Origin of the sequence: Nocardia sp. CA-136227, from assembly GCF_050955695.1 — a bacterium.
Classification (GTDB): domain Bacteria; phylum Actinomycetota; class Actinomycetes; order Mycobacteriales; family Mycobacteriaceae; genus Nocardia.
On the sequence record NZ_CP192081.1, the window covers coordinates 980,035 to 1,006,825 of the forward strand.

A 26,791-nucleotide genomic window follows, 5' to 3' on the forward strand; every position below is an offset into this window, starting at 1 on the left:
CGTATGACCCTCCACCTGCCTTCGGAACTCGAATGGCTCGGCTACCTCGTGGGTGTGGAATGGCCCGAGGGCGACGAGGACCAGATGTGGGCGCTGGCCGAGGACTGGCGCAATGCCGCCGCCGGCCTGCGCGATCAGATCTCGTCCATCACCGATGCCAAGTCCGCGACGCTGGCCGCCTATGTGAACGGCGACGGTCGCGACGAGATGGCGCAGCTGTTCGACAAGCTGGCCGCACCGGCGAGTGGCGACGGTCAGGGCAATTCGATCCTGGATCTCGCCCAGCATTTCCAGCAGCTGGGTGATTCGGTCGAGGAGACCGGCACCGAGATCCAGTACACGAAGTTGATGTTCTACTCGTCGATCGCGATGGCGCTCGGCGAGATCATCATCGCGTGGGGTTGGCCGCCGACCGCTCCGTTCGTGGAGGCGGCGATCGTCGCCGTCACGCGTATCGCGGTGCGGATGATCGGACGCGCGGCGCTCGACCGCATCCTCGCCATCGCGGCGCGGATGGGCATCACCGCGGTCGTGAAGTTCGCGATGCGCCACATCGTGATGAACACGCTGCTCGGCACCTTGCAGGACTACGGGATTCAGCAGTACCAGGTCGACACCGGGCACAGGAAGAACGTCAACTGGACCCAGGTCGGAGTGACGTCGATCAGCTCCGCCATCGGCGGTGCGGTCGCGGGCCCGATTGGCGGCGCGCTCGGCAACGCGCTCGGCGAGCGCGGCATGAACCGTTATCTGACCGGGCTGATCACCGGTACCACCGCCGGATTGATCGGCGGCGGTGCGGGTTTCGCCGGTGCGACGGCGGCGCAATTCGGCTTCGACGTGGCCCAGCACGGCTGGGACCAGGCCGTCGACAACTTGAAGAACACCCACTTCGATCCGCGCATGCTCACCGGCGGCATGTTCCAGGGCGGGGTGTCGGGTGTGAATCACACGGGGGCGCATACGGTTTGGGAGCCGAAGGTCACCCGCATGCATGCGGGTATCACCCCCGGTGACCTCACCCTGGTGGGTTCGCGCCCGGACACTCCGGGAGTCAACGGCACCGGTGGCAGCCACGATCCGGGAACCAATGGCTCCAACGGTTCTCACTCGCAAGGCCCCGGCTCCGATGGTTCTCGCCTGCATCCGTCCTCGGTCGACGGCGGCGAACCGACCGGCGATGCCGCAGCCCGCCCGGCCGGCGACGGCAGCACCGCGCACCCCGACGCCAACGGCCAGAACGGCGGCGGCGTCACCACCGATTCCCGCACCACCGATCGCAACACCCCCACCGACCAGGGCGGCGCCATCCAGACCGGCCCGTCGAACACCTCCGGATCGACCCCGCAGACCCATGGCGGCGCCGATACCAACGGCGCGGGCGCCGCACCCGCCAGCCACCCCCAGGCGAGCGCACCCGAATCCTCGGCCCCGGTGCAGAGTGGCGTCCAAGGCGGCGGAATCCACGACACATCCTCCGCTGCACCGACTTCCAACGCCGGTGCAAACAGCGGAAGCTCGACCGCCCCTGCGTCCTCGACATCGGGCGGGTCATCCAGCGCAGGTGGCTCCTCCAGCGCCGGCGGCTCCTCGAACGTCGGTGGCTCCTCGAACGTCGGTGGCACGTCGAACGCTGGTGGTTCGTCGAATAGTGGTGGAGCCCCGGCGAATACCGGCGGCGGCTCTTCGAATGCCGCGGTAGCCCCGGCAAGTACGGGTGGCGGTTCTTCCGCCGCGGGCGGCAGTTCGTCGCCCGGAGCCAATGGAGCCGCTACCCACGCGGCGTCCGCCCCGGGTGGCAGCTCGCCCGCTTCCGACACGTCCGCGCGCGCGGGATCGACCGGCGGGCCGGCAGATCCGTCCGCCACCGGATCCCGCGCCGGTGCCCCCTCCGCAACGCCTGCCGGAGCGACTCCGGGCTCGGGGGCCTCGTCTCCCGCCGGTGCGACCGCCGCGAGCGGCTCACCGTCGTCCTCTCCCGTCGCCGCCTCCGCCGGCGGCAACGCCGCCCCGGGCTCGACCACCCAGCACGCCAGTGGCGCACAGCAATCAGCCACCGCCACACCGGACCAGCGCGCAGCCGCCCCCCGTGCAGGCGAGGCGGCCACAGCCCCGAAGGCCGACGCCCCGCGCGCGGACGCCCCGCGCGCCGACGCCCCGAAGTCGGATGCGCCCCGAGCCGACACTTCCAAGTCTGATGCCCCACGGTCGGACAACCAGCGCTCCGACTCCGCCCGCCCCGACGCTCCGCGTTCCGACGGCCGCGCCGGTGCCTTGGACAGCCGCACGGGCACCCCGGAATCGCGCTCCGAAGCTCCGCGCTCCGAATCCACCGGTGAGGATTCCCACCCCGGTACGCGGTCCGAAGGCGACCCGTCCGAAGCGGCCACCACCCGCCCGGGCGACCACGACATCGCCCCGGAATCGGAAAAGCCCAGCGGCAGCGGGGATTCGACCCATCCCTCCGACCGTCCTGCCGACACCACGCCGCCGCGCGAAGGCGCAGACCCGACCGCCGACCACCCCGCCGACAAGCCGGACGTCCCCGACGACCACCGTGCCGCCGGCGAGCCCGCGGAATCCCGGAAGCCGGTCGACGACCAGTTCGCCGAACCGCCCGCTGAAAGCAACCACCCGGAACAGCACCCGGAGTCCCGCCGTCCAGCTGACGAGCCGACCGAGGCGCCCCACGAGGACCAGCCTGGTGCGCGTCGTGACGAAGACACCCCTGGTACCCGCCGCGAGGACGAGCCGACTACACGCCGCGAGGATGAGCCTGCGGCCCGCCGTGACGACGAGCCCAACACTCGCCGTGAGGATGAGCCGACGGTCCGTCGCGAGGATGAGCCCAACGCTCGCCGTGACGATGGGCCCACCACGCCGCGTGGGGATGAGCCGGAAGTTCGGCGTGATGACCCCGCTGCCCGGCGTGATGGTGAGCCGGAAGCCAATCGCGGTGACGAGCCTGTCGTCCGGCATCAGGATGATCCGGCGATTCGGGACAACGATTCGGTGCGTCCCCGTGATGAGGACGCACGCGAGGACTCGGTCAGGCCGCGGGATGAGGACGCACCCTCGGAAACTGCGGATCGCCCACTGCGGGATGGGCGGGAGCCGACCGCCGACGAGCCGGTGCGTGAACCGGATTCGAACCGCCACGAGGATGTCCCCGCCGAGGAGAAGCGGCCGAGCGGGGAGAAGTCGCCGTCGGACACCTCCGAACCGGTGCACGGCGACCCGGCGCACCGCGATGCGGACAGTCGGGATCGGGGCACGCGGCCGCAGTCGGAATCCGCGGACCCCGAACGTGATTCACACCCGTCGGATCGGGATCGGCGCGCAGGCGATGGATCGACGCCCGAAGACGGCTTCGTGGTCGCGCCGATTCCGCTGGGCGACGGGCCGGAGGTTCGCTCGCACGAGGGCGAGCGCCGCGCACCCGGCGAGCGCCCCGTTGGAGACGAAACCTCGGCCGCGGCCAAGGCTCGCCCCGAGCCAGCCGATCGTGGCGAGTCCCGGCGCGGAGCCCCGCCGGAGCGCACCGACGGTCACAAGCCGCACCCCGGCACCCTGGACGACCCGTCGAATACTCATGTCCGCGACGAGGATTCGACCGAGCCCTCGCCCGGCGATCCGGACGCAGTCCGGGAGAAGTACCGCGGCCGCTGCGGCGAGCTGGCTCTGCGCCTGCTGCGCCAGATCACCGGCAACGAGTCCATCCACCCGCCGCAGCGCCGGGTCGGTCCGGAGGGCATGCGCCTCGAGGAGCTGGTGGCCGGTGCGGGCGGCAAGCTGGAGGATTTCCCCAAGGGCCACGAGGGCATCGCGAACCGCCTCCGCAAACTCGGTGACGGCGCATCCGCGCTGGTCGTCGACCGTTATGCCGGACCCGTCGACGAGCACGGTGTGGGCGCGCACGCCTATCTGCTGGTCAACGAGGGCGGCACGATCGTCGTCAAGGACCCGGCCGCCGGGCTCGATCACGGTTTCCCGCCGCGGGTGCCGAAGGAGACCCAGGGCGTCCACGCCATCCTGTTCGACAGCGACGGCAAGGCGGTTCACCCGCTGAAGGCGGCGGTGCGAGCCGGCCTGCTGCATCTGGCGGACGTGCACGTCGGTGAGGCGCATCCGCCGCGCGGTTCGGACGACGCGGATCCCGACAATCCGGTGCGGTTCCTCCGTGAGACCGACGAGGTGCCCCCACAGTTCTGGCGTGCCCCAGCCGAATACGGCCGGGAGGTCTGGTCGGACGCGCATTCCAGGATGTCCGACGAGCAGCGGGCGGCGATCCGCGCCTACGCCGATGACGCCCCGCAAGGCGAGGGTTCCCGGCCGAGCGCCTCGGATATCGAGGCCGCGCTGCGTGGCGATCGCGAGCTGACTCCCGAGATCGCCGCCGCGATCCGGGATATCGACGACGCCCTCGGCCTGCACCCACTGCCGGAGCCGGTCATGGTGACCCTCAACTCCGGCGCGAACCCCTTCGGCGCGCACCCCTCGGAGCTGCCCGGAACGGTCTACCACCTGTCCGGCTACCTCGACGCGATGCTCGGCATGGTGCCGTCGTACGACGGCCACCAGCACCACATCGAACTGGTCGTGCCCGCTGGAACCCCCGCCCTGCACTTGGGCGACCTCTCACGACTCGGCACCACCCTCCCGATGATGCTGCTGGCCCACGGCCTGGACATCCGCATCGATTCGGTGGAATCCCGCGGCCCCAACCACTTCGGCATCCGCGGCACGGTCGTCCCGGCCGAGCCCGTCGCCACCCCGCACCCCACCCGCCCCGACGCGGGTTCCGACCGCCCCGGCGCCGACAACACCCGCCCGGACGCGCCGCGCCCCCCGGTGCCGCGCCCGGAAGTGCCTCGTCCCGACGTCACCCGCCCGGATGCGGCCGCCCCCGAAACACGCAGGCCGACAGACGATTCGCCGACCATCAAGGATCGCGCCGACAATCCGGCGGCCAGCGACGACCGCACTCGTCCCGACCTACCCGCCGGTGACGATGCGCCGACCCGCACCGACGAGCGCCCGACCACCGAGCGCCCACGTGACGCCGAGCAGCCCCACGACGCCGAGCGGTCTCGTGACGCCGAGGACCAGTCCGCCCGCGCCCGCGAAGAGTCCACCGACCCCACACGCCCCGAGCCCCACGAGGATGCCCGCCGCCCGCAGGCCACCCGCGAGGACGTCGCCCGCCCGCACGAAACTCGCGAAGACGTCGCACGGCCGCAGGAAACGCGCGAGGAGACCGTGCGCCCGAAGGATTCCCCCCGGGAGTCGCGCGAGACCGTCCGCTCACAGGACACCCGGGAAGAAGCGGTCCACCCTCAGGACACGCGAGACGACCTCGTGCGCCCGCAAGATATGCGGGAGGACGTTGCGCGGCCGCTGGAAACGCGGGAAGACCCCGCACGACCGCGAGACGAGCAGGCGCAGGAAGCGCGCGAGAAGGCTGTCCACACGCAGGACACGCGGGAGGATGTTGCCCGGCCGCAAGGGTCACGGGAAGACCTTGCGCGGCGGCAAGATACGCGCGAGGACATCACCCGGCCCCGGGATGCGCGGGCGCAGGACGCGCGCGAGAAGGCCGTCCACCCGCAGGACACCCGGGAAGACGTTGCGCGCCCGCACGAGACACGCGAGGACGTCGCCCGGCCGCAGGAGACGCGGGAGGACATCGCGCGGCCGGAGAATGCTCGCGCCGAGGCCGCCGAGACTCGCACCGACACCCCGCATCGGGAAGAGGGTGTGGTGCGGCGGGTGCTGCGCCGGTTGAAGGTGCGGCAGCGGGAGTTGCCCGCACCCGGTGGTGAGGGGTCGGAACGCAGGCCGCAGCAGCGTCAGGACACGGACAACGGTCGCCGCGACGCCGACAATGATTCCGGCGCAGGGCATCCCGGGGACGAGGCGGCGTCCGACTGGTCGCACCGCCCACAGGACGACTGGGCGAAGCTGAATCGCGAGCGCATCATCGAGCGGCTGCACGAGGAATGGGATCTCGTGGTCACCGGCTTCGACAACACGCATGTCGATGTCGAGGTGCTGCGCGAATTCGCCCGTGCCGTCGAGGACATGTTCGACCGGTTCCCGGACACCGAGCTGATGGAAGTCCGCATAGCCCGCCTCGATGACGACTCCGTGTTCGCCGAGGTGGATCCGGGCAAGGACGAGAACGGCCACTTCGCCGATATCCTCACGCTCAACGAGCGTTTCGCCCGCAGGCCCGAAGACCTCGCCCGCCGGGTCCGGCTCAGCGAGGAGAACGGCCACCTGGTCCCGGGTTCCGGTGACCGCCCGGTCTATTCGACGATCGTGCACGAGTTCGCGCATGCCATCGACTTCACCACCCAGATGAAAGCCCGCGTCGACGCTTTCGAAGCGCTGGAACGCCACTTCGAGCGCACCGACGGCGGCGATACCGAGGATTTCCTGGATTGGCTGCACGACGAGCTGAGCGGTTACAGCTTCGACGAGCACGACATGTACGACCATGCGGAGGCTCTGGCCGAGGCCTTCACCGACGTCGTCCTCAATGGCGAGTTGGCCTCGGAGCCCGCTCAGATCCTCTACAAACACCTGGAGCAGATCTACCGCGCGCACGCCGCCGACAACCCGGTCTACGAGCGCGAGGCCCCCGAGCATCGGTCCCGTCCCGTCGACGAGGATCCGAGCCCGGCCGCCCGCCGCGCCCGTGAGCCGGAACCCCAACCGCAGCAGGTGGATCGCCTGATGCCGGCCGAGGCCGCCGGCCACGCCGCGATGTCGCCGGACAGCCTCGAGCACTCCGCGGAGCCAATCCCGCACGACGCCCTACCGCAGGACGAGCCGCCGGGGGACTGGTCGCCACGCCCGGACGACTTCTGGTCCGGGTTGGATCGCGACCGGATCATCGGGGAACTGCAGGCCGCGCACGATCTCACCCTCCTGGGTTTCGACGATCCGGCCATCCACCCGGAGGTGTTGCGCGAGTTCGCCCGCGGACTCGAGCGGGTGCTGGCCGACCATCCACAGATCAACGTGCGGATGCTCGAGATCGGCGAGCCGATGAACCCGAAGGCCTTCGCTGAGACCAGGCCCGTGACCACGCACGACGGCCGGCTGGTCACCGAGCGGATCGTGTTCAGGCAAGAGTTGATCTCGAAACCGCAGGTCTTCGCCGAGGCCATCCGGGGTGCGGAGAGCCGGGGGCACTTCCCGCCCGGAACCGGTGACCGGCCCTTCTATTCGGTCATCGTGCACGAGCTCGGTCACGCTCTCGACAACGCGGGTGCTCAGGGCGCCCGCCAGATCGCCGAGCTGACGCTGATCGACCACTTCATGCAGGCCGACGGCGACCTCGTGGGGGGTTACGACCGGTGGGTCGAGCAGCTGTCCGGCTACAGCTTCGACGGCGACGGGCTCAATGCCGCCGAGGCGCTCGCGGAGGCGTTCCTCGACGTCAAGCTGAACGGTGACAACGCCAGCGAACCCGCCAAGATCCTCAACCGCCTGCTGGAGGAATACGCGGCGAGCGACCGCCGGGTCGACCCGGAGTCCACGCAGGAACCGGGATTCGTGCTGGAGCCGCCGGAACCGATCGAAACGCCAGCGGTGGTGGATCATTGGACCGAGCTCGATCGCCAGCGCGTGCTGGATCGGATCAATATCGACCTCGGGATCGAGACGGTCGGCTTCCATCTGGTCGGCGATGTGGAGATCCTGCGCGAGTTCGGCCGGGCCCTGGAGGAGGGGATCGCCGACAATCCGGGCATCAAGCCGCAGCGCGCCGAAATCGGTGTGATTCCCAAGGATCCCGACGCCTACGCCATCGCGATCGGTGTCCGGAACGAGGATGGCAGCGGCCCGTGGCGCCCCGATCGGATCGTGTTCAACGACCGGTGGGCCATGGATCCTGAGGGGTTCGAGCGGAACGTCCGCGCGGCGGGCGCCGCCGGATTCCATGTACCGGGCGCCGACGCGCGGCCGGTGTACGCGGTGATCGTGCACGAATACGGTCATCTGGTCGACCATTACGGCCAGATGGAGGCTCGCGAGGGCCTGTTGCAGGCGTTGGCCGAACGGTACGTGGAGACCAATCCGGGCTCCGACTTCGCCGAGTTCACCCGCTGGCTGCGCGGTGAACTGCCCGGCTACGCCTTCGACAAGAACGGGCTGCTCGATCCGGGGGAGGCGCTGGCCGAGGCGTATCGCGATGTGAAGCTCAATGGCGACAACGCTTCCGACCTGTCGAAGATGATGGTGGACCGGCTGCACGCCGCCGCGCGCGACGCCGCGGGTCTGCACGCGCAGGACCCGTCCGTGCCGCCCGAGCACGGCTCCGGAGAGAATCGTCAGGACCGGCTGGGCTCCCACGAAGAATCCGCGTCACCGGCGGAAAAGCCTGCCACCCAGCATAATTCGGCCGATCCCGAACGCTCCGCATCGCCCGAGGATGCGGCCGATCCAGGTCCGGCCCACCCGCCCGCAGATTGGTCGCCGCGCCCGGACGACTTCTGGTCGGAGCTGGATCGCGGCGGGATCATCCGCGAGATGCGGGACCTGTTCGGCATCACCAGGTTCGAGGGCCTGGACAACACGTCGGTCGATCCGGAGGTGTTGCGCGAGTTCGCCCGAGCGCTCGACGATGCCACCGCCGGAAACAAGATCACCTTGCGCGGCATCGAGATCGGCGAGCCGGTCTTCGAGGACTCCCTCGCGGAGGCGACCAGCGTGCGCAACCCGGATGGCAATCTGGTCACCGACAAGATCGTGGTGCGCCTGGAGCATGCGCTGGATCCCGCCGAGATGGCCCGGATCGTGCGGAGCGGCGAGGCCGGCGGGTCGTTCCCGCGGGGAGCGGGCGAGCGCCCGATGTACTCGGTCTTCCTGCACGAACTCGGTCATGCGATCGACCACGCCGGAAACCGCGCGGCCCACTCCGAACTCGCGAACGCGCTACTGGACCACTACGTGCGCACCTACGGCGACACCACGCCCGTCGAATACCTCGGCTGGCTCTCGCAGCTCTCCGACTACAGCTTCAACGCCGACGGCTCGATCAACCACTCCGAGGCGCTGGCGGAAGCCTTCGTCGACGTCACTCTGAACTTCGACCACGCCACCGAACCCGCCAAGGTCCTGCACCGCCTGCTGACCGACCGCGCCGCGGACAACGCCCACCTGGTCCGTGATCCCGCACCGTCGGCCGAACCGGTGAAGCAGGCCGGCGAGGCGCCACACGACACCCCGCCCGCCGATGCACACCCCGACGCCATCCGTGGAGATCATCGCCCCGACGCCATCCGCGCCGACGATCGCCCCGAGCCTGTGCGGTCCGACGACGGAAAGCCCTCCCCCGAACCGGACCTGGTGCTCTCGCCGCCGGAGCCGCCCGAGGTTCCGGCTATCGTCGACCACTGGACCACCATGGACCGCCAGGGCGTCGTCGACCACATCCAGAACGAGCTCGGCATCCCGACCGTCGGCTTCCATCTCCCGAGCGATGTCGAGACGCTGCGCGAGTACGGCCGTGCGCTCGAGGACATGATCGCCCAGCATCCGGGCGTGAAGCCGAAGAGCGTCGAGATCGGGTTCATCCCGGAGGATCCCGACGCCATCGCCGTCGTCTACCCGGGATACGAAGGCGATATCCCGATCGCGAAACGCATGGTGTTCAACGACAAATGGGTCATGGGCACCTCCCGCTTCGAGGAGGTCATTCGCGCAAATGTCGAGCAGGGCAAGCACGTCGCGGGATCCGATGCGCGGCCGGTGTATTCGGCCATCGTGCACGAGTACGGCCATGTGCTGGACCTCGCCGGTGAGCACGAGGCCCGCTACGAGCTGATCGACGTCCTGCAAGCGCATTTCGAGGCCACCCACAGCGGTCCGCTCGATGCCGACGCCTTCACCGAGTGGCTGCACCAGCTCCCGGACTACGCGTTCGACAAGCAGGGCGCCCTCCACTACGGCGAGGCCCTGGCCGAAGGCTTCCGCGATGTCATGCTGAACGGCCGGAACGCCGCCGAGCCGTCGCAGGTGATGTACCAGCTGCTCCGCGTCGCCGCCCAGGACTCGGGCATACTCCAGCCGCACGGCTCGACGGGACATCAGGGCCCGACCGGACACCAACCCGCACCGACCGAAAATCGTTCTACGCCTTCCGAACTCCGCTCCGCAGCGTTCGAGCAGTCGGGGTCGACGGAGCGTCCGCCCGCGGCGTCCGAGCGCGAATCTGCCCCCACCGAGCATCGGTCCAAGTCGTCTGAGCGTGAGTCCGCGCCGACGGAGCGTCGATCCGAACAGCCCGAGCGCGAGTCCGCGTCTACCGAGCGGGGTGCCGCGCCCGCCGAGCGTCAGCCCGCGCCCGGCGAGCGTAGGTCCGCGCCCGTCGAGCGCGAGCCCGCGATGGCCGACAACAAGCGTCGGTCCGGGGTGGACGCCCGCCCCGACATGCTGGGATCCCGCGACTCGTCCGGGAATTCGTCGGATTCCCACGATCCGAACCGGCCAGATCGTCCCGACCCGAACCAGTCCGACCCACGCGAATCCAACGACCCGCCCGCCGGTGCCCAGGAACCCGTCCAGCCCATCGCCCCGGGCACAGTGCGACCGGCCCTCGAATCCGGCACTCCCGCAATGGAACCGGCAGTGGGCGACGCCCGCTGGTTCGACCAGCGGATGGCCGAGCACGCCGATTTCGCGGCGGACATGGAGACCAAGCACGCCCGCTTCCTGCACGAGATGGCCGATTCCGCGCCTCCCGGCAGCACCGAGGAACGCCTGTTCCGCGAGCAGGCCCGCGAAGTCGACGAGATGGCCCGCCGCTCCGCCGAACGCGCCGACCGTCTCTGGGCGGACCTCGGCGGCCGCCCCGACCCCGCCCCGGCCACCCGCCCCGTCGGAGAGGAAGGCGCTGCAACCGGTCCGGGGAACGGTCAGGAGTCCGGAGCAGGATCGCGGACGGGCCAAGAGTCCGGAGCAGGATCGCGTACGGGCAAGGACTCCGGAACCGAGTCGCGCGCCGGGCAGGACGATGCGGCCGGGTCGCGCGACGGTCAGGACCACACGCCTGAGACCGCCGCGGCGGGCGACGGTCAGCCGCCGAACGCCGGTCCGCCCCGCCGGTCCGCCGCCACCCCGGACGATCCGGACGCGTGGTTCAACGAACAGCGCGCCATCCAGGCCGACTGGGTGGCCGGCATGGATGCCAAGCGCGCCAAGTGGTTCCACGACATGGCTGACCAGCTCGAACCCGGTAGTCAGCTCGAGCGCGAGGCGCGCTTCGAGGCCCGCATGGCCGACGCCGAGGCCCGCCTGTCGGCCTTGCGCGCCGAGTACATGTGGGACTTCGCGGGCGGCCGCCCCGAATCCACCCCCGGCGAAGCCGCAGCCAAACAGCCCGCGAGCAGCTCCGCCGACGATCCGTCCCGCCCGGCTCGTCTCACCCCGCCCGGCCCGTCCACCCCCGTGCCGCCCTCCACGACCGCCCCCCGCTCCGGCGACGGCGCCGGGTCGGAAGGCACCGGCCCCCGGTCGAAACCGCTGGGCACGAACCCTGATGAAACCCCGACAGTCGAGGTCAAGCGTCCGGAGCAGACAAATCCCGATGAGACACCGACTGTCGAGCTGAAGCGTCCGGAGGGGTCGAACCCCGACGAGACTCCGACGGTCGAAGTGAAGCGGCCGGCAGAGTCGAACCCGGATGAAACCCCGACTGTTGAGGTCAAGCGGCTGGAGCAGACCAACCCGGATGAGACGCCGACCGTCGAGGTCAAGCGCCCGGAGCCGTCGAACCCCGATGAGACACCGACCGTCGAGCTGAAGCAGCCCGAGCAGTCCAACCCGAATGAGACTCCCACCGTGGAGCTTCCGCGCCAGGAGGCGGAGGCGCCCAAGCCGCTCGCCGATCCGGCCGAGGCCTCGCCCGGATTGCAAGCCGCCCTCGAGCGCCTGCGCGCGGCGGATGCGGAGGCCGGGGAGCGTCCCCGCAGCCTGGAGGACCAGGTCTACGGCGCGCGCCTGACCGACGCGCTCGGTGTGGTCGAGGCGCTGGCAAAGCGCCCGGACGCCCTGTCCGCGTTGCGGCATCTCGCCGAAACCGCTGCGGCCGAAGGCTTCTTCCACGATCCGGCGAATGGTCTCAACACCCGTCCGCACGCGCCCGAGGGCGGGGAGCCGCGCACGCTCACCCTGGAGGAGCTGCGCACCGAACTCCTGCACCGTCTCGGCCTCCCCGAGTCCACGCCCGACGATCAGCTGCCGCGCATCGTGGGTGACGAGCAGCTGCGGAACCTGTTGCGCGCGGGCGGAATCGAGGCTCTCCGCGACGCGGTCTTGCGTCACGACACCGCGACCGGCCCGGAGCGCGAGCACGCCGCCCGCACCCGCGACGGCTGGGCGGACCTGCTCGGCGTCGACAAATCCCTGCTCGACCCGGCCTCCACCACCCCCGAGCAGCGCCGCGCCGTCCTCGACGAACTGCGCGCCGAAACCCTGCGCCACGCCGCCGACGCCGCGGACCTCATGGTCGCGAGCTTCCACCACCCGACCTCCGACCACACCCACGTGGTCCTGGAGGCCGACGGCGAGCGCGTCCACATCCGCGTGACCGAGGACGCCGACGGCAACAAGCGCGCCGAGATTATCCAGCGCCCCGACCTGCCGCGCGAAACACCTGCGGAGACAAAGGAACCGGAGAAGAAGCCGGGCTGGCTGAAGCGCATGTGGCGGCGCATGATGCACGGCTATCACGGTCAGTCGCCGAAGTACCCGTCCGGTTCGGGCAATGACTCCAAGGGTCAGACCATGCTGGCCATGGAGATCGGCTACGTCACCCACGACGAGGCGCTGCTGCATCTGAAGGACAAGTTCAACCCGGCGCGCATCCTCAAGGAGACCGCGACCCTGTGGAAGGAGCGCGAGCGCCTGCCGCTGGTCAAGCATCTGACCGCCCGGGTGGCCGATGTGGCCGGGACCATGATCCCCATGCGCACCCGCGACGGCGGCGAGTACCGCCCGTGGGTCACCGAGGCCGATCCGCGGATTCGCGCCGAGGTGGAGGAGACCCTGCGCGGCGCGAACATGCCGATCGAATCGGAAATGCCGGAGCCGCAGCACGAACCGCTCGATCGCGGCCCCGTCCTCGATCCGCCCGCGCCCCGTGAGTGGAGCGCCGACCTGCCGCAACCGCTGGTCGACGCGGTCACCACTCGTGACGCCGCCCTCAGCGATCTGGTCCGCCTGGCCCGCGAACTGAAGATCGACATTCCCGACGACAGCCCGGAAGCCCTGCGCCGCGTGGTGAACGAGGCCGTCTACAAGCTCATGCGCCGCGCGGGCGCGATCGAGGCGTTGCGCGATGTCAGCGAACGCTGGCTGATGGAGGACGCGCAGATCCCGTTCAGCCGCGAGGTCAGCATCTTCGACAAGGATCCGCTGGGCCGCTACCTGCGCGAGTTCGCGCACGCGGAGGCGCTCCGCACCGAGGAGGAGAAGGCCGCGCGCCGCCGCGCGGAGGCGGGCGTCGGCCCGGACGACGATTCGCTGGAGTTCCGCCCCCGCCGCCCGCGCGCCTCCTTCCTGGATCTGCAGGGCGTCAACAATGGCGGTGAGTGGCCGCGCCACTTCGACGACGCGGACGAGGAACTGTCCAACCGGCGTGAGGGCCGCCTGTTCGAGGACGCGTTGCGCCGCGACCAGATTCAGGACGAGCGCTCGAACTGGGCGCAGCTGCTCGAGATCGAATTGAAACGGCTCGAAACCGAGGCGGGGCTGCAGCGCGCCATCACCGAGGCCCGTATGGGCGTGCGCGATGAGGCGCACGGGATCGCCGAACTCGACGCGGCCGTCAAACATTTCATCGATCTGGACGCCGCAGCGCGGCGGCACGCCGCCGAGCTGGCCGACGCGGCCGCCCACGACTGGGTGAACGAGCACGGCGGTGTCATGCTCGACCCCGAGCGCGGGCTGGCGGTGTTCCCGGGTGAGCCGCGCCGGCTGGTGGTGATCCGCGGTGAAGCGGATCACGATGTGCGCCTGATCGATTCGCTGTCCGCGCACCCGGAGATCCGGGAGCAGCTCAATCGCGGCGAACTGCGGCTGGACTACCGTGTGCTGGGCCTGGACGCCAATGACCGGGTCCAGGTCATCGAGGTGGATCCGCCGCAGGTCCGCTTCCACGACGTCGACGTCGACGGCGAGCGCACGCCGGTCGCCTTGCTGCGCAACGGCCTCGAGCCGTGGCGCATCGTGCAGCCCACCCCGGAGGCGCGGGCCCCGCACGCCGAGCCGGCCACCGAGCCCGCCGCGCCGCGCGATCCGGCCGTGGTGCGCGCCGAACGCAACGCGGTGGCCGCCCGCCTATCGGTCTACGACATGGATCTGGGCAAGAACCTGGCCCAGACCATCCAGGACCTGCACCACGACAACGCGTTGCGCGCCGCCCAGATCGAGGGCATGGCCGACTTCATTCGCAGCTCGGACGCCATCGACAGCTTCCACGACCTGGATCGCACCCTCCAGCAGCTGGCGCACCGCCTGGACCTCGACCCGGACACGCTGACGCCGCGGAAGCTGGCCGAGGCCATGGCCGACCCGAACGTGCGCAAGGTGCGCCGTCTGCAGGCCGTCGACGACTTCATCAAGTACGCGAAGGCGCTGCGCGAGAACATCGATGAGAAGGCGGTGCTCGCGGCCCGTAAGGAGCTGGCGAGCCGGCTCGGCGTGGAGCCGGACGACTTGGCCCCGACCAAACCGAAGACCGAGAACGGCGAGGTCGTCGGGACCAAGACGGACTCCAAGAACACCGACAAGCACGCGCTGCTGGATGCGATCAACAACCTGCTGAGCGACTCCGCCAAACGCCCGGAACTGCTGGCGGCCCTGGTCGAATACAGCAGTGTGCTGGGCGACCTGGATCCGTTCCGCCAGAACCTGCGCTACGACCCGCTGACCGACCCGCGTGCCGTCGACGGCGAACTGCCCATCCACGACGGCGACGCCCCGGCGATGCTGCGCGCGTTCCTGAACGACTCCATCGGTGAGCCGCCGCTGTCCGACAATCCGTCGGCGGCGGCCACCGTGTGGTCGCGTCTGCTCGGCGTGCACATGAACGACTTCGCCCGCACGGTGAAGATCTACACCGAGCAGCTCGGCGGCCTGCACGACCGGGTGACCCCGAAGCAGTTCGCCGATGTGCTGACCACCCTGCGCGAGACCGGCGACCTGACCATGGCCCACGAGCGCTACCGCGACAGCGCCGCCGACCCGGCCAAGACCCTGTCCAAGGACCAGCTCTCCGATCTGGTGCGCGGTGTCCGCAGCGCCCGCTACGCCGAGGTGTACGAGGCCTACCGCGACGGCAAGATCGAGAAGCACGAGCGGCTCAGCGCCAAGGAACTGGCCGCCACCATCGACGAACTGCGCGCCGACGTCAACGCCCGCGAGGCCGACATCAAGCTGCTGGAGAAGCTGGCCGCCGAGCACGACCAGCTGACGAAACCGCGTCCGCCGGCGGGCCCGCCGCGTGACCCGCGCGCGGTCGCCGCAGATCTCGCCGCCGCCCGCCACGAACTGCAGATCGCCGCCGAGGGCCGCGACTACGCGCAGGGCCGGGCCTACCGCGAGAACCCGGGCCCCGGCTTCCGGCCGCTACGCGAGGGCGATCTGACCCCCGAGCGGATGCCGGGTACCAACGACTATCTCAGCAACCGTCCCGCCGAAGAGGGCGGAAATCTGACGGGCCTGGAGCAGCGTCTCACCGATCTGACCGCGGCCGTGGAAGAACACGACGGTGCGCAGTCCCGGGTCCACGACCTCGAGGCCGAAATGCGTCGCGCCGTCGAGGCCGGTGCCGGTCCGGACGAGTCGCCGGTGGACGCCTGGAAGCGCGAAGTCGACACGGCGCGAGCGGAATTGGAAGAGCTCATCGCCGCCGACCCCGGCTGGGCGCGGCAGGGTGTCGACCGGACGCTCGCGGACCTCGAACGACTGTCCCGCATGCCCCAGCAGTGGGGCGATGTGTTCACCGACGAGTTGGTCCCGCTGCGCGACGCGGCCCACCGCTACGAGCAGGCCCGAGAATTCCTCACCGCCGCCGAGTCCGACGCCGCCGCAGCGGCGCGCGCCGCGGAAACCCCGGAACAGACCGCTGCCCGCGAATTGGACTCGGCCCGAGATGATCTCGCGAACGCCGCCCCGGATGACCGTCAGGCCGCGCAGGACCGCGTCTCCCGCTGGGAAGCCGAGCACCGCCTGCTCGAGGCCCGAGCCGCCCACGCGGCAGACACCCCGCACCAGGCCGCGGAACGCGCCCGCACGGCCGCGCACGATGACTTCACCCGAGCCATCGAGGACTTCCACCACGCCACCGGCCTGGACGTCACCGAAGCCGAACTCGCCCCGGAACACCTGCGCGACACCGTCAACCGCCTGCTCCCCGAGGCGCGCGGCACCGTGCCCGAGGTGGTCGGAGCTTTCCAGCGACTCGAGGATGCGGCCCGCGCCCTGCACCGCGCTGACGCCCTGACCGAGTGGGTCGACGCCCACTTCCCGGACTCCGGCCACACCGGTCGCGAGGGCGAGGACCCCGGCGCTTCGGGCGCCCCGACCCGCCCGCAAGGCCCGACCCAGCCCAACTCCGACCCGTCCTCCGCAGCCCGCAATCCGGAGGGCGACGGCCAGGAGGGCGGCTCTCATGCGGTGACGCACAACGACTCCGGCGAGACCGACGTCAATCAATCCTTCGCGCGGCGTGTTGAGGACGCGATCGCGGCCGGTGAGGCCGAGGTGGTGGTCCTCAGCACCGGTATGGGGCGGATGGCCGAGCGGGTCGAGTTGGTCACCTTCGCCACCGAGCCGCCGACGCAGCTGATCCGGAAGATCGTCACCAATCCGCAGCACTCCCACGCCGAGGCGCTGGTCTCGCTGGTCGGCCGGGCGGTCGGCGCGAATGTGCCGCTGGTGCACCGGGTCGAGGACCGCGTGGTGTACATGGAGGTGATGCCCGGCGAGGTCGGGGCGGACCGTTTCACGACGCCCGAGGACGCGGGTCTGGAAGCGGCGCTGGCAACCCCCGACGGCCGTCGGCTCGGCCTGCTCGACGTGCTCGTCGGCATCCCCGACCGCAACCTCGTCAACTGGCTGATCACCGCGGACGGGCACATCAGCGGAATCGACCACAGCCTTGCCTTCGGCGGCGGTCGCCGCGGTGACGAACTGTCGAGCAGCCTGTTCGCCCGCCACTACGCGACCCAGGGCGCCAACGGCGAAATCACCTGGCACGACCATGATCTGAGCGCCGGAGACATGGCCGGCATGCGTACCCGCCTGGAGGGCCTGGCCCCCGAGTTCGCCGCCCTGGGCCGCGACGACTGGCACCGCGCCCTGATGGATCGCTTCGACGAGGTCCAGCGGCATGCCCGCGCCTCCGACGCGGGACGCACCGGCGACGAAGGCGACCCGGGCCCCATCCCGGCACGCCCGAGCAACCCGAAGCCGCCCGGCTCCAGCCCGGCCGCGGCCACCCCTCCCGTCGGCGCGACCCCGCCCGGCGCGGGCGGCGGCGGCAAGGAGCCCCCGAACCGGAACTCCTCCACCCCACCGAATCCCGACCCGGACGAGCCGGGCAACTCCGGTCGAAACGGCGACCAGAACTCCACCCCGCCGTCGAAGCCCGGCGGCGGGCAGACCGCGAAACTGCCGGAGGGCAGCGAAGACCCGACGGTCAACCTGTCGGCCAGCGGCGAGGACTCGACCAAGAAACTGCCGGAGGGCAGCGAAGACCCGACCGTCAAGAACCCGCCGCCGGGCGAGGCGTCCACGTCGAAGACGTTCGAGGGCAACGACGACCCCACGGTCAACCTGTCGCGCGAGAACGCCTCGAACGAGCAGACCTTCGAAGGCAACGACGATCCGACGGTCAAGAACCCGCCGCCCGGTGAAGAATCGTCCTCGAAGCCGTTCGAAGGCAACGAAGACCCGACCGTGCAGATGGAGCGGGGCAGCGAGGCCAAGCCGCCGGGCAGCGAGGATCCGACGGTCGAGCTGCCCAAGCCGCCGGGCAGCGAGGATCCGACCGTCGAGCTGACCCGGCCGAGCGAGGCCGCGACGCTCGAACTGCCGCGGGTGGAAGAGGAAGTGCTGCCGGTGGATCCGGTGGCGGACTCGCCGTCACTGCAGGCGGCGGCCCGCTTCCTGCGGGACGCCGTCAACGACCCGCTGGCCCCCGGCCGTGAGGTCAATGCGGTGCTGTTCACCGCGCGACTGATGGACGCGCTCGGCCTCGATACCGCCGCGGCCCACCTCAACGATCCGCTCGCCCACTTCCGCGAGATCGCCGAAATGGCCAAGGCGCGCGGCTTCTTCGGCGACCCCGATGACACCGCTCCGCCGCTGCCCATGCGCGAGGCCGACGACTATCGGCCGTTGACCCCCGAGGAGCTCTACGGTTCCGAGGAGTACTGGCGCACCGAGGCCGACCCGGAGACGCTGCGCGCCATCGAAGCGCATCTGCGCGAGACCGGTCTGGACTGCCGGCTGGCCGAGCTCGGGGCCGAGGAGCCGACCCGGGCCCTCGACCCCGCCGCCACCAGGCGCGAATTGCCCTCGAGCGCATCGCATCCCGAAGGCGGCGGCGAACCGGTCCGGGAACGCCCGCTGGAGACCTGGTCGCAGCGCCCGCACGATCCGGAAGGCTCCGAATCCCGCGTTTTCACCCTCGAGGAGCTGCGGAACCGCCTCGCCGGTGAGTTCGGCCTGTCGGAGGAGCACCTGCAGCGGCGGAACCTGCCGGAGCTCGCGGGTGACCTGCAGTTCCGGAACATGCTGCGGATCGGCGGACTCGAGGCCCTCGACCATGTGCTGAGCCTGCACGACGCCGCCACCGGCGCCGAGCGCGAGCACCTGGCGCGGGTGCGCGACGAGTGGGCGCGTCTGCTCGGCATCCCCGAATCCGTCCTGGATCCCCTGCACACCACCGTCGAGCAGCGCGACGCGGTGCTCGCCGCCGCCCGCACCGAGACCCTGCGCCGTGCGATGGATGTCGCCGACCTCATGGTCGCCGCCCTGCACGTCCCGAATTCCGAACACGCGCATGTGGTCCTGGAGACCGACGGCGAACGCCTGCACGCTCGCATCGTCGAATCGCCGGATGGCACCAAGCGTGTCGAGCTGGTCCCGCGGCCGGAGCTCGGTCCGCTCCGTCCTGCGGCGAAGCCGTCGCCGAGCTGGATCGACAACCTGCTGCAGCGCCTGCAGAAGGGCTATCACGGGCAGTCGCCGAAGTACCCGTCCGGCTCGCGCCTGGATTCCTCCGGAATCTCCCTGCTGACACTGGAGTTCGGCTACCACGTCCTGCACGACAACGACTTCCTCGGGATGAAGCCCAACTTCAACCCGGTGCGCATCGGCAAGGAGATCCTGACCCTGTGGGAGGGGCGTGAGCACCTGCCGTTCGTGCGTCGCCTCTCCCGCCGGGTCGCCGATATCTCCCCGCCGCAGATCCCCATGCGCACCGCGGACGGCGGCGAATACCGCCCGCACGTCACCGAGGCCGATCCGCTGCTGCGCGCCGAGGTCGAGGAGTCGCTGCGCGTGGCGGAGATGACCATCGAGTCGGAACTGCCCGAACTGCGGCATGAACCGGTCGATCCGGTGACCGCCGGGCCCGAGCCGCACGAGTGGGGCACCGATGTCCCGCAGCCGCTGGTGGACGCCGCGGACGCCCGCGACGCCGCGCTGGTGGATTTCGTGCACATGGCCCGGGAGCTCCGCATCCCCCTCGCCGATGCCGATCCCCAGACCGTGCGCGCCGCGGTCGAGGAGGCGCGGTACCGGCTCATGCGGCGCGGCGGTGCGGTCGAGGCGTTGCGCGACGCCGGGCAGCGCTGGCTGCTCGAGAACGAGGTCATCCCGTTCAGCCGCGAGATCAGCATCTTCGACAAGGATCCGCTGGGCCGTTTCCTGCGCGAGTTCGCCCATGCCCGCGGCATCGAGCTGGAGGAACTGAAGGCGCGGGTCCGTCGTGAGGAGGCGGGCGTCGGGCACGACGATCCGCCGCTGGAACTCCGTGCGCGCGAACCCCGCCCGTCCCTGCTCGACGTCGAGGGCGTCAACAATGGCGGCGAATGGGTGCCGCACTTCGACGATGTCGACGAGGAGCTGGTCGAGACCCGCGAGGGCGCGCTCTTCAAGCGCGCGCTGCGCCGCGACCAGATGCAGGACGAGCGCTCGAACTGGGCGCAGCTGCTCGATGTCGGGCTCGACCGGATCGAGACCCAGGCGGACCTGGATCATCTCGTCTCCGATCTGCGCATGGACATCCGCGACGGACGCGCCCGGATGCTCGAGTTCGCGGCCCTGGCCGACCGTTTCCTCGGCGCGGACGACCAGCTGCGCGAGCGCGTCCACGAGGTCTCCGATCTGGCGGCCCGGGAATGGGCCGACGCCAACGGCGGCGTCATGCTCGACCGCGACCACGGTGTGGCGCTGCTCCCGGGCGAGAACGGCGGCCCCGAACGCCTCGTGGTGATTCGCGGTGACGGTGAGCACGACATCCACCTCGTGGACGCGCTCGCCGCGCACCCCGACGTGCGCCGGATGCTGAATCACGGTGAGCTGCAACTCGATTACCGCAATATCGGGCTCGACGAGCACGGCAACGTCCACCTGGTCGAGCAAGCCGCGCCCACGGTGCGGTTCCACGACGTGGACGTCGAAGGCCACCCGCGACCGGTCGCGGTCATGCGGGAGGACGGCCGGGGCCTGCGGTTGGTGGAGCCCACGCCGGAACCGGTCGCCACACCGCACGAGGCGGGCAATGAACCGGCCGTACCGCGCGATCCGGATACCTTGCGGAACGAGCGCAATGCGGTGGCGCGGCGGCTGTTGCTCGAGGTGGACTTCGACCTCGGTGAGAATCTGGGCCGCACCATCGAGTCGCTGCGGCAGGAGCTTTCGCTGCGCGCCTCGCAGCTGGAAGGCATGGCCGATTTCATCCGCACATCGGATGCCATCGACACCTTCAACGATCTGGACGGCGCGCTGGGCAATCTCGCGAACCGGCTCGGCCTGGATCCGGAGCAGCTGTCGCCGCGTGCGGTGGCCGAGGCATTCGGCGATCCGCGGTTCCGGATGGGGGAGCGGCGGCACCAGGCGTTCGCGGACCTGCTCGAGTACGCGGATGTGCTGCGCAAGAACGGTCATGAGACGGCGGTGCTCGCCGCCCGGGATCGGCTGGTGCGCCTGCTCGACGCCGATCGGGAGAACCTGCACGCTTCCAAGGCCGTCAAGGACGCCGAAAAGGTCGAGATCGTCGGGTTCGAGCCGGATAAGAAGACCACGGTTGCGGACACGATCGCCAGGGCCTTCGAGAACATGGCGTTCCGCCCGGACGAGCGCCGGGCGCACGCCATCGACGTGCTGACCGACTACATCGAAGCGATCGCCGCGCTCGACCCGCATCGTGACGGGCTGCGCTACGACCCGAGTACGGATCCGCGGGCCGTCGACGGCGAACTGCCCGTGCACGATCCGAAGGGCCGCGAGCTGCTGAGCTCGTTGTACGGCGACTTCGTCGGCGAGCCGCCGCTGGCGAGCGAGCTGATCCAGGCCGGAGAGGTCTGGTCGCGCCTGCTGGGCGTGGACACCTCCAATATCGACAAGACGGTCAAGATCTACGAGAGCCGCCTCGGCAGCCTGCACGATCGGATGAGTCCGGCGCAGCTGCGGGAGGTGCTGCGGACGCTGACCGACACCGCCGGCAACCGGGATGCGGCCTACCAGGTCTACCGCGACAGCGTCACGGATACACGGAAACTCCTCAGCTCCGACCAGGTTTCGGAGATCGTGCGGGTCGTGCGCAAGGCGCGCGACATCGAGGTGTACGAGGCGTACCGCGACGGCAAGATCGAGAAGCACGAGCGGCTCAGCCCCAAGGAGTTCTCCGCGGTGGTCGAGGCCATGCGCGGGGAGATCCAGGCCCGCAAGGCCGATATCGATCTGCTCGAACGACTCGCGACCGAGCATCACAACCTCACCAACCCGCCGGAACCCGAAGCGCCGCCGCGTGATCCGCGCACGGTCGGAACCGAACTCGCGGCGGCCCGTCATGAGCTGCAGATCGCCGAGGAGGGCCTCGACTACGCCAAGGGCCGCATGTGGCGGGAGCGCGAGGGGGAGGAATTCCGGCCGCTCGGCAACAGCGATCTGACCCCCGACAATCTGCCCGGCACGCAGGACTACCTCGCCAACCGCAACCGCGCGGAGGGCGGCGAGCTGCCGGGCAACGAGCAGCGCATCGACGACCTGTCCACGGCGGCAGCGGAATTCGATCGGGCGCAGAACCGGGTACAGGACCTGGAGACCGAGCTGCGCCGCGGCATGGGGGCGGCCACCGAGCCCGGCGAGACGCCCGCCGACGCCTGGCGGCGAGAAGTCGAATCCGCGCGCGCCGATCTGGAGGCGCTGGTCGCCACCGACCCGGCCGCGCCCCACGGCATCGACCACGCCATCGACCAGATCGAACGCCTCTCCCGCATGCCGCTGGCCTGGGGCGACATCTGGACCGACGAACTGGTCCCGCTGCGCGACGCCGTGCACCGCTACCAGCGGGCCGAGGAGTTCCTGGCCGCCGCCCGCACCACCGAGGCCGATGCCGTCGCCGCGGCGGCACGCGCCGCGGAGACACCCGAGCAGACCGCGGCTCGCGAACTCGCCACCGCCCGAGACGAACTCGCCGCCGCCGAAGCGCAGGGCGACACCGCCCGCCGCGACGCGGCCGCCGATCGCGCCGCCCGATGGGAAGCCGAGCAGCGCCGCATCGCCGATGCCGCGGCCGCCGACGCGGACACGCCCCAGACGGCCGCGCACCGTGCCCGCGAGGAGGCGCACACCGAGCTGCGCGCGGCCATCGAGAACTTCCAGCGCGCCACCGGTCTCGACGTCACCGAAGCCGCACTGGCCCCGGATCGCCTGCGCGCCACCATCACCGACCTGCTCGGCCGGGCGCACGGCAACCTCCCCGACGTGGTCCGCGCCTTCGACCGCCTCCAATCAGCGGCCGAGGCCTTCCACGCCGCCGACACCGTCGCCCACTGGGTCGACAACCACTACCCCGACCCGGTGCGCGCCATCGACCCCGGCGAAGGCGAACCCGGCGGCGGCCCGAAGCGCCTCGGCCCCGGGACCCCGCCCACCGACCCCACCGGTGGCGCCCCCGCCCGCCCCGGCCCCACCAAACCCGGCACCGACCCGGCCACGACAGCCAAGCAGCCCGAATCCGTCGCGCAGCCGGTCACGCCGATCACGCATTCGTCCACCACCACAACCCATTCCGGGGTAGAGGAGTCCACCGGCCCGCACAACAACGGCTCGGGTCAGGCGGGCGAGCAGACCCATACCGCGCCGGAACCGAACGCCGCGCCCGAGCACACGAGTGCACCGACCGGGTCGAACTGGGTGGTCGTCGAGCCGGGAACCGTTCATACCTGGTCGGATCCGGCGTTGGCGGCCTGGGCCGACGGCGCGATGGCTCAGGCCCGCGCTGCGGCCGAGCGGCACGATCTGATGATGACCGACCTGCACGCGATCGCGCGGGAGCTGGGCGTGAATCCGGATGGGCACGAACTGGGGATACTGAAGGACCTACTGATGTCGCGGGTGAACGAGGAGTCGCTGCGCCAGCAACAGCTCGGCCTGACGCCTCCGGGAACACCCACCGCGGAAGGAATAGCGCGAAAGCACGCCACCGACCAGCGGGTTCGAGAGCTGGCGGACTACGGCAAACGAATTGCCCGGGCCACCAGCAAGGACGAGCAAGAGGCGCAGGCCTTCCACAGAGCGGTCCAGGAGGCGGCGGCGAAGGACATCCTCACCACTCTCGGGGCGGAGATGTGGGGGAGCGGTGTCGGGATCGTGCACGGCAAGAACGACATCGCCGTCGTCGTCTCCCCGAACCCCGACCCCCTTGCCTTCCTCGGGCGGGAGCGTCAGGAAGTCCTTGCCAGGGACAACATTCTGCTAGTCGCAAAGCTGCTCACCGTCGATCTCGACGGCACCATTCACGTCCACGACCTCGACCTTCCGAACCCCCCGCCGGCCCCGGAATCCACCCCGCATTCAGGCCCCCCGACCAAGCCCCCGGCCAGCCCAGGGTCCCCCGGTCGACCCGGAGGCCCTGGCCATCCCGGGACGCCCGGTCAGCCGGGAGGTTCCGGCCATCCCGGCACCCCAGTGCATCCTGGTGCGCCCGGTCAGCCCGGAGTTCCCGTGACCCACAGTGCCTCTGGGCAATCCGTTGCCTCGGCGCATCCCGGCGTTGCTGGGCAATCCGGCGGTGCCGTCGAACCGACCAGCGCTGGCGGCCGAGGCGATGCCGCCCACAGCTCGCAGCCGACCTCGTCGACTTCGCCCACGCCGGAGCCGCCGACAGCGGTGGTCGTCTCCGAGGTGACCACACCTCCCGCTGATGTCAACGGCGCAGTCATGTTCGAAGGCGACCTGCCCTCGAACGCCGATTCCCGTCCGCTCTACCGCGGCGTCCCGCGCCTGCTGCCTGATGGTTCGGTGAGTCCCGCATACCTCGACGGCCTGCGTGGAGTGGTCGCGGCCCGTGGCGACGCCGATTTCGACTACGAAGGCCACATCTCTCACCCCTCCAGCGAGAGCGATGCCACCTCCTGGACCCGCGATCGCGCGATCGCCGAACACTTCGCCCATGACGACGGCCTCATCATGGAATGGCGCACCGGCGCACCCCCCGAAGACGCCACCTGGCGCTTCAAACCCACCTACGACCTCGACGACCTCCTCCACCAGGTCCTCATCCAGGGCACCCTCACCGACGCCCGCGCCATCCGCCACCTCCCGTCCGCGCCCGGTGACTCCACGTCCGCGGAGACGATTCAGCCCGCCGGTGCGGGAGAGCCCGGCAGCACCGACGGCACCGCAAAGCCGCAGGACGACGACGTTTCCCCGCTTCCGGCTCCCCAAAAGTCTGAGGCCTCCGGCGACACATCAGTTCCCGCGAAGCCGACGCCTCCGACCGGAGACGATTCCAGCGGTTCGGAAAGCCAGGGTGCGCCTGGCGATCCGGCCAAGCCCGCTTCGGGTGATTCCGACGGGTCCGATGATTCCGGTGCGGCGGGTGACCCCTTGCACGTCGGTGCAGGTGATTCCGATGGGTCGGGTGCATCAGGCGACCCGATGCAGCCGGATCAGGGTGATTCCGATGGCGCGACCGATGGTTCCGAGCCCGCGGGTGCGGGGGAGTCCGGTGGTTCCGGCGGAACCGGCGAGCATGTCGGTTCCGGGCGTTCAAATGCGGATGATCCGGATGAATCGGGTTCCGGCTCGCCCTCGGAACCGGATGCGGGCGACGGCGACCGCTCCGATGGCGACGCCTCGGCCAACGACGACACTCCATTCCGCTACAGCCCGAACTGGCGCTCGCACCTGCCCCTGGTGCCGCACCAGTTCGACCCGGAGTTCCCCGACTACACCCCGAAGCCCCCGGAGCAGCCCGCCCCGTGGACCCTGCCCCCGGACCCCAACCCACCCCACACTCCTCCGCAGCCGCACCAGCCGACGCCACATCAGCCGACGCCGCAGCCGCACCAGCCGCAGCCGACCCCGCACCAGCCGACGCCGCAGCCCCATCAGCCGACGCCGCCGCAGGTGCCGGTCCCGCCGAATACACCGCAGCCGCCTCATATCCCGCAGCCGCCGAACCTTCCGCAGCCCCCGCACATCCCGGGTGCGCCGCAGCAGCCGACCCCGCCGCAGTGGCCGCAACTGCCGCCCAACCCCGGCGCGCCGCAGTGGCCGACGAATCCTGGGATGCCGCAGGTTCCGACGAATCCGGGCATGCCCCAGGTCCCGGTGAGTCCGGGCTGGCCGCAGTTGCCTCATCAACCGGGAGGTCAGCCGGGAGATCCGGGGCTGCCGCAGCAGCCCTCGCGGCCTGGCGTGCCGAACTGGCCTACGAATCCCGGTCTGCCGCAGGTCCCGGCCGACCCGGGTTGGCAGCATCAGCCGGGCGTGCCGCAAACGCCCTCGAATCCGGGTGGGTCGCATTTGCCGCAGTGGTTGACGGATGCGATGGGGTCTCGGATGCCCGCGCAGCCGGAGGCGCCGCAGCAGGGGCATCCGCATACCGATCCGGGTATGCCACGATGGGTGGCGGATTCGTCCGATGGCGGGAATCCGGGTGTGAATGGCGGCGGGCACGCGAGTGCCAACGGCGGCAACGGGATTGGCAACGGTGCCGGCCAGGGGTTCCCTGGTGGCGCGCCGATGATGCCGCCGCAGGGGGCGCCGGGTGGTGGGAACGGGAATGGGTCCCGTGGCAACAGCCGGTTCCCGCGGGCGTCGGGGCGGCCTGCTGCCGGTGGGCAGATTTATCTGCGGTCGCATTCCGGGTTCGGCGAGTACGCGTTGATGGATCCGATGACGGGACAGTTGAGTGCCGCGCCGGTCGGGACCGGGGCCCCCGCGGGTGTGTTCGATGAGCTGGACGGTTTGCGGGTTGTTTTCTACCGCGATCCGACGGCGGGGCTGGTCTTGCGGGTCGGTGATCAGGTGATCGAGTTGGATCGGATGGCGGCGGGGGCGTTGTGGGAGCGTTCGGGGCAGGGCTTCGTGCGCCTAGTGATCGGCAGTCCGGGCGATGTGCGGTGTGAGCTGCGGTACAGCGAGCGGCCGGCGGACTCGGACCTGGGTTTGCTGATTCGCGATGTGCTGTCGGATTCGACGCGCCGGCTGGGGATCTTCGGGTGATCGCCGGTGAGGTGTTCGCCGATTTTTA

General features: G+C 70.5%; 1 protein-coding gene. It reads left to right on the forward strand.

The annotated features are described in order from the left end of the window. Nucleotides 1–3 precede the first annotated feature (3 nt). A complete protein-coding gene (locus ACQP06_RS04505) occupies nucleotides 4–26,763 on the forward strand; it encodes a hypothetical protein (RefSeq protein ID WP_433670660.1) in 26,760 nt (8,919 codons plus the stop codon). The last annotated feature ends 28 nt before the right edge of the window (nucleotides 26,764–26,791 follow it).

Bases quoted from the DNA above. Each gene is read 5' to 3' on its own strand.
- ACQP06_RS04505 (WP_433670660.1), top strand. From the start codon at position 4: ATGACCCTCCACCTGCCTTCGGAACTCGAATGGCTCGGCTACCTCGTG.